The following is a 5,842-nucleotide window of genomic DNA, read 5'->3' on the forward strand; positions in this document are numbered from 1 at the left end:
GTTCGGTGATGGACATACAAGGTGCCGCCTTCGATAGCGAAGACCCCGACAGCTGGGGCTACACGCAGGACGAGCGCCGCGTCTGGGGTGTCTCCTACCATGGCGGCCGGCTCTACTATTCGGTCGGCGAAAAGTCGGAAATCTGGTCGGTGGGCATCGCTCGCGACGGCAGTTTTGCCGGTGACCCGCGCTGGGAACTGACGGTCAGGGCCGACAAGGACTACGCCGTCACCGACATCGCCTTCGACAATAGCGGCTTCATGTACCTCGCCCAGCGCGGTCCGGTCGAGAACCGTTACGATTACAGCCAGTTCGCCGATTCCGGTAAAGGCGAGGTCATCCGCTATTTCCGGGAGAACCCGGACGATCCGGAAACGGAATCGGTCTGGGTCGAAGTGCCGCAGGAATATGCGGTCGGCTTCCCCCAAGGCAACCGGCAGTCGGCCGGCGGTCTTGATCTGCAATATGGCTATGATGCCGACGGCAATCTCGACAGCTCCGTCTGCACGCAGACGCTGGTCAACACGGGCGACAAGCTGCGCGACAATCCTTCACTCGCCGAACAGCTCGCAGCCGGCGGGCCGCTGGCCGTACACGGTGTGCAGATCACGCCGAAAGAGCTGGTCAAGCCGGCCAATGTGCCGCCCTTCGGCTCATGGTTCGTCGACTTCGACGGTTATTTCGAAGACCCGGAGGTCGAGGGCCATGTCGGCGATGTTGCCGTCTGGCACCCTTGCGAGGGCCGCGCCGGCTATTACGAGGAAATCCCGGGCGGCTACCTGCCCCCCTTCTACCCGCCGGATTTCCCACCACCCGGCAACCTGCCTCCATGTCTCGACGTCGACGACGTCCAGTATTACTGCACGCCTTCCGGCCTCGAGGCCGATCTCTATCTCCATGACCATGCCGGCTTCGGCGGCGATTCGATCAAGGTCCAGTCCAGGACGCCAGGCGTCGGGGTGACATCATCCCAGTCGCATGCGCCCGGCAAGCCTTACACGATCGACATCACCGGCCACTATCCGGGCGACACAGTCGATGTCGGGCTCTGCTTCTACAGGAAGTCCGACAAGGACAAGGGTGGCTATTACCCTTGCTGCAAGATGACTTTGCCGCTCAGAACCCCAGCCGCCAGCTGCGAACGTTGAGGAGGGGAAGATGAAAAATCTCGCACTCTCCCCGCTCGCAACGAACGTCCAAACAACCGTCATGGAGACGATCATGAAACCCCTGTCATACGCCAGGCGCGGCGCGCGCTGGCTGATGGCGGCCGGTATCGCGGTCGCCATGTTCACCCCGGTGCAAGGCTTTGCAGAAGACGCTGCCTCGATCACCCCGGAGCTGAAGCTCGATCTCGACAGTTCGCGCGTCGTCACTCCGAGGCCTGACCAGGTGGTGCCTTTCTTCACCAAGACAGGCGTTCAAAGAGGCTGCGATTACGTCGTCTACTCGCTGAGCTTCGGCTTGCGCGGCGATCCGCAGGGCCTTGCCGACCCGAGCCTCGAGGCCAGGCTGAAGAAGGTCAGGATCGACTTCAAGGACCAGCTTCCGCACGGCCTTGCGATCATCAACGTCAACGTGTCCGGCGACGGCACGGATTCGTCCGGCGGACCACTGCCGGGTGCAACGATCAGCACTTCGGCAAATCCGAACGATACTGCCACGGTTTCCGATTTCCGCATCTCCACGTCCGATGTCGACGGCGTCGGCGCTGCCAACGAGCGTGTGATCAACTTCGCGATCACGGCCAAGATCGATCGTGCGGCATTTCCCGCGCCGACGATCGTCGACAACCAGGGCATGATCAAGGTGACGGCCGGACCGGGCACCGGGACCATCATCCCATCGCAGGATCCGAGCAAGCCCGACGACGGTGACTTCAAGACCGGCGTGAAGACCTCGATCAAGATCGACGTCACCAAGTGCAATCCGCCACCGCCACCTCCCGGCAAGGAATGCTTCAAGGTGGAACGCGGTACGGTCGACTGCGTGCCCGGCGGCGGCGCCTTCATCTATCACATGCCGGTCGGCCCGGAGATGGGCGGCAAGTGGGTGCAGGTGTCGACGAGCACGCCCGGCATCAACATCATCCCCGATACCCAATTGGTGCCGGCGGGCGGCGGTGTGCTCAACTGGAAGATCGTCGGTGCCTCGCCCGGCGACGTCATCCACCTCATCGTCACCGGCATCGAAACCTATGCCGGTCCGAAGGAAGGCTGGGGCCTGTGCTGCACGCAGACGATCGACATCGTCATCCCGCGTGACCAGAGGTGCCCGCCCAGGGACAAGGAGCCGGACCTCAAGGTCGAGAAACGCGCCGACGTGACGCGTTGCACGATGGGCGGCGGCTGCGACTTCACCATCAGGGTCACCAATGTCGGCACCGGAGCCTACCACGGCAAGATCGTGCTCGACGAGGTGACGCTGCCGGCCGGCTCGACGCTCGATTCAGGGCCAAATCCACCTTGGGTCTGCGTACCCGGAACCACCCCGATGACCTGCACCTATCCGGTGACCACGCTCAATCCGGGGGCCTCCGTCGACCTCAAGCTCGGCTTCAAGCCGGCCGGAGGCTGGCAAGGCGGTGCTTTACGCAACTGCGCCACCTACAATTATGGCGCCAGCGGCAAGCCGCTGTTCGGCAGCCAGTCGAACGATCGCGGCTGTGCCTCGATCCCGATCTGCCGGCGCGGCGACCGTGACCGCGACTGCCGGCCGCCGGTGGAGAAGAAGGTCGACCTGATCCTGAAGAAGCGTGCCCGCGTCCCGGTCTGCTCGGCCGACGGCATCTGCACCTTCGTGATCGACATCATCAACAACGGCACATCGACCTATAACGGACCGCTGACGGTGATCGACAGCTATCCGGGCGGCGCGCCGTCCTCCTCGACCTTCGGGCCGAGCCCGCCCTGGACATGCGGACCGAACGGCCCCGGCCAGTTCCGTTGCGACAATGCCGGCATCTCGCTGCCTGCGGGCGCCTCGACGCCGATCGTCGTGAAGGCGGTCATGCCGGCCGGCTACCAGTCGGACACTGTCGAGAATTGCGCTGAGGTGAAGCCCATCCCCGGTGAAAACGACCTCACCAACAACAAGGCCTGCGCCAAGGAACGCTTCCGTCATCCCAATGGCGGCAAGCCGACCCTGCGCATCACCAAGGTGTGCAACGGCTCGCTCGCCGGTGCCGCGGTCGTCTCTTGCCGCATCACTGTCATCAGCCTTGGCACCGCTGCCCCCAACGGTCCGGTGCGGGTCAACGATGCCGCCACGCTGGTGGCCGGCGGCGCGCCCGTCCAGATCCAGACCGTCACCCCCGACGGCGCGGAATGGGCGTGCGGACCGGTTCCGGCCAATGCGCTGTCGTGCCAGATTCCCGGTGCCGTCATGACACCTGGAACCAGCCGCCACTTCGACGTGACGGTCTCGGCGAATGGCGCGTTCGAAAACTGCGCGCGCGGCTCCTATGGGCCTGCGCCGGGCGACGACGTCGTCTATCCCTTTGGCCAGGCCTGCGCCAAGGGCGGCGGTTCTTCGACCATCCGTGTCGAAAAGACCGGCGACCGCGAATGCAGGCTCGGCCAACCCTGCTCGTTCGAGATCACCATCACCAATGAAGGAGCGACCGCCTTCTCCGGGCCGGTCCGCATCGGCGATGCGATCGGCGTGGAGGGTCTCGGCAGGCTGGAAGGCGTTGAGATCACCTCGATCGATCCGCCCTTCGGCTGCTCGCCGGAACCGGCAACCTTGCCTGCGTCCTGCATTGCCAACCTGACGCTCGGCGCCGGCGAAAGCCGGGTGCACCATGTCACCGTGGTCATTCCCGACGACGGCCGCCTGGCCAATCTGCAGGGCAATGTCAGCGGCCAGAACTGCGTCGGCGTGCTGTCTCCCGACACACGGGTGCAGGGCGGTGGCGACGTGCTTGGCGGCGATCAGACCAATGTGCAGGGCGATCACAGCAAGGCCTATGCCTGCCATCCCTTCACCATTAGCCAGGAGACGAGGAAGGAATGCTCGCAAGGCTTCGTCATGAACGATGCCGGCCGCTGCGTTTGCCCCGAAGGCACCACCTACCGCAACGGCCAGTGCTCGCCGGGCGGTGGTATCGTGCCGAAGCCGGAACAGCCGAAACGCTGTGTGCTGCTCGAGGGCCAGATCCGCACCGAGGACGGACGCTGCGTCTGCCCACGCGGAACCGGGCTCGAGAACGGCAGGTGCGTCAGGACCGACAAGCCCGAGCAGTGCACTATCCGTGGCCAGGTCCACAATGCGGATGGCGATTGTGTTTGCCCCAGGGGAACCGAGATCAGGGGCAATGCCTGCCGCCCGATCCAGCCAAAGCCGGAGCAGTGCACGATCCGTGGCCAGGTCCACGATGCCGATGGAGACTGTGTCTGCCCGCGAGGGACCGAGGTGCGCAATGGCGCCTGCCGTCCGATCCGGCCGAAGCCTGAGCAGTGCATCATCCGTGGCCAGGTCCACGACGCGGACGGAGACTGCGTCTGCCCGCAAGGCAACGAGGTCAGAAACGGCGCCTGCCGCCCGATCCGGCCAAGGCCTGACCAGTGCACCATCCGTGGCCAGGTCCACGACGCCGACGGCAATTGTGTCTGCCCGAGGGGTACCGAGGTGCGGGGCAATGCCTGCCGGCGCAAGCAGCCGACGCAGGAGCAGTGCGACATACGCGGCCAGGTCCACAACAAGCGCGGCGAATGTGTCTGCCCGCGCGGCACCGAGGTGATCAACGGCGCATGCCGCAGGCAGGAGGTGGAATGCGCACCGGGCTCGCAGATGATCGATGGCCAGTGCCAGCCGATCATCAGGAGGCGCTGCCCGGAAGGCACGATCGGGCGCTACCCGAACTGCCGGGCGGTCCGCGGACAACCGTCGCTGGAGCTGAACCCCGGCCTGCTGCTGCAGCAGGTGCTGCCACGGCGCAGGCCGCAAGTCGAACAGCGGCAGGACCAGGTTCCAGACAGAATCCTGAAGCTCCAGCAGCAATAACCACCTGCTCGACACGAGACCAGAAACCCCGCCGGAGCAATCCGGCGGGGTTTTCTTCGCAGCTGTGGGGACAAGCGGGAATTGGCCGCAGCATGATCGCGGATAACGGCACGCGTCCCAGCCTGCGCGTCGACCGCGCCTGCACCCTCGACAAGTCGGCTGCGGCGCATTAGGCAGTCGATAGGGTGGCCAACGAGAAGGACACTCGGAAAGGCCGCATCCATGAGCAGAAAGACCCTGATTGCACCATCGGTGCTGGCATCGGATTTTTCCAAACTCGGCGATGAGGTCGAAGCGGTAGCGGCAGCCGGCGCCGACTGGATACATCTCGATGTTATGGACGGGCATTTCGTGCCCAACATCACCTTTGGCCCGCCAGTGATCAAGGCGATCCGCAACCGCACCAAGGCCTTCTTCGACTGCCATCTGATGATTGCCCCGGCCGACCCCTATCTGGCCGCTTTCGCCGAGGCCGGCTGCGACGGTTTGACCGTCCATGCCGAGGCCGGCCCGCATCTTGACCGCTCGCTGCAGACCATCAGGAACCTTGGCAAAAAGGCCGGTGTGTCGCTCAATCCGGCGACGCCGGAAAGCGTGGTCGAATACGTGCTCGACCGGCTCGACCTGATCCTGATCATGACCGTCAATCCGGGCTTCGGCGGCCAGGCCTTCATCCCAGCGATCGTCGACAAGGTGAAGCGGGTCAAGGCCCTCGTCGGAGGCCGGCCGATCCGAATCGAGATCGACGGCGGTGTTTCAGCCGAAACCGCGCCGCTGGTCACCGCTGCCGGCGCCGATGTGCTGGTGGCGGGCGCCGCCATCTTCCAAGGCGGCAGCG

Annotated in this window: 2 protein-coding genes and 1 pseudogene; all 3 read left to right on the forward strand. The window is 64.8% G+C overall.

Annotated elements, in window-relative coordinates:
- Positions 1-1,148, forward strand: a pseudogene (locus EN991_RS20620) (hypothetical protein); the annotation flags it as partial.
- Between the two features lie 10 nt (positions 1,149-1,158).
- Complete coding sequence (locus EN991_RS20625) at positions 1,159-5,004, forward strand: DUF11 domain-containing protein (protein WP_127369417.1); 3,846 nt, start codon at positions 1,159-1,161, stop codon at positions 5,002-5,004.
- Between the two features lie 222 nt (positions 5,005-5,226).
- Positions 5,227-5,842 (forward strand): ribulose-phosphate 3-epimerase (gene rpe, locus EN991_RS20630; protein WP_127369418.1); only part of this gene is annotated, 616 nt, incomplete at its 3' end.

It is taken from the genome of Mesorhizobium sp. M7A.F.Ca.US.005.03.2.1 (assembly GCF_003997795.1).
GTDB classification, from domain to species: domain Bacteria; phylum Pseudomonadota; class Alphaproteobacteria; order Rhizobiales; family Rhizobiaceae; genus Mesorhizobium; species Mesorhizobium ciceri.

Bases quoted from the DNA above. Each gene is read 5' to 3' on its own strand.
- EN991_RS20625 (WP_127369417.1), top strand. From the start codon at position 1,159: ATGAAAAATCTCGCACTCTCCCCGCTCGCAACGAACGTCCAAACAACC.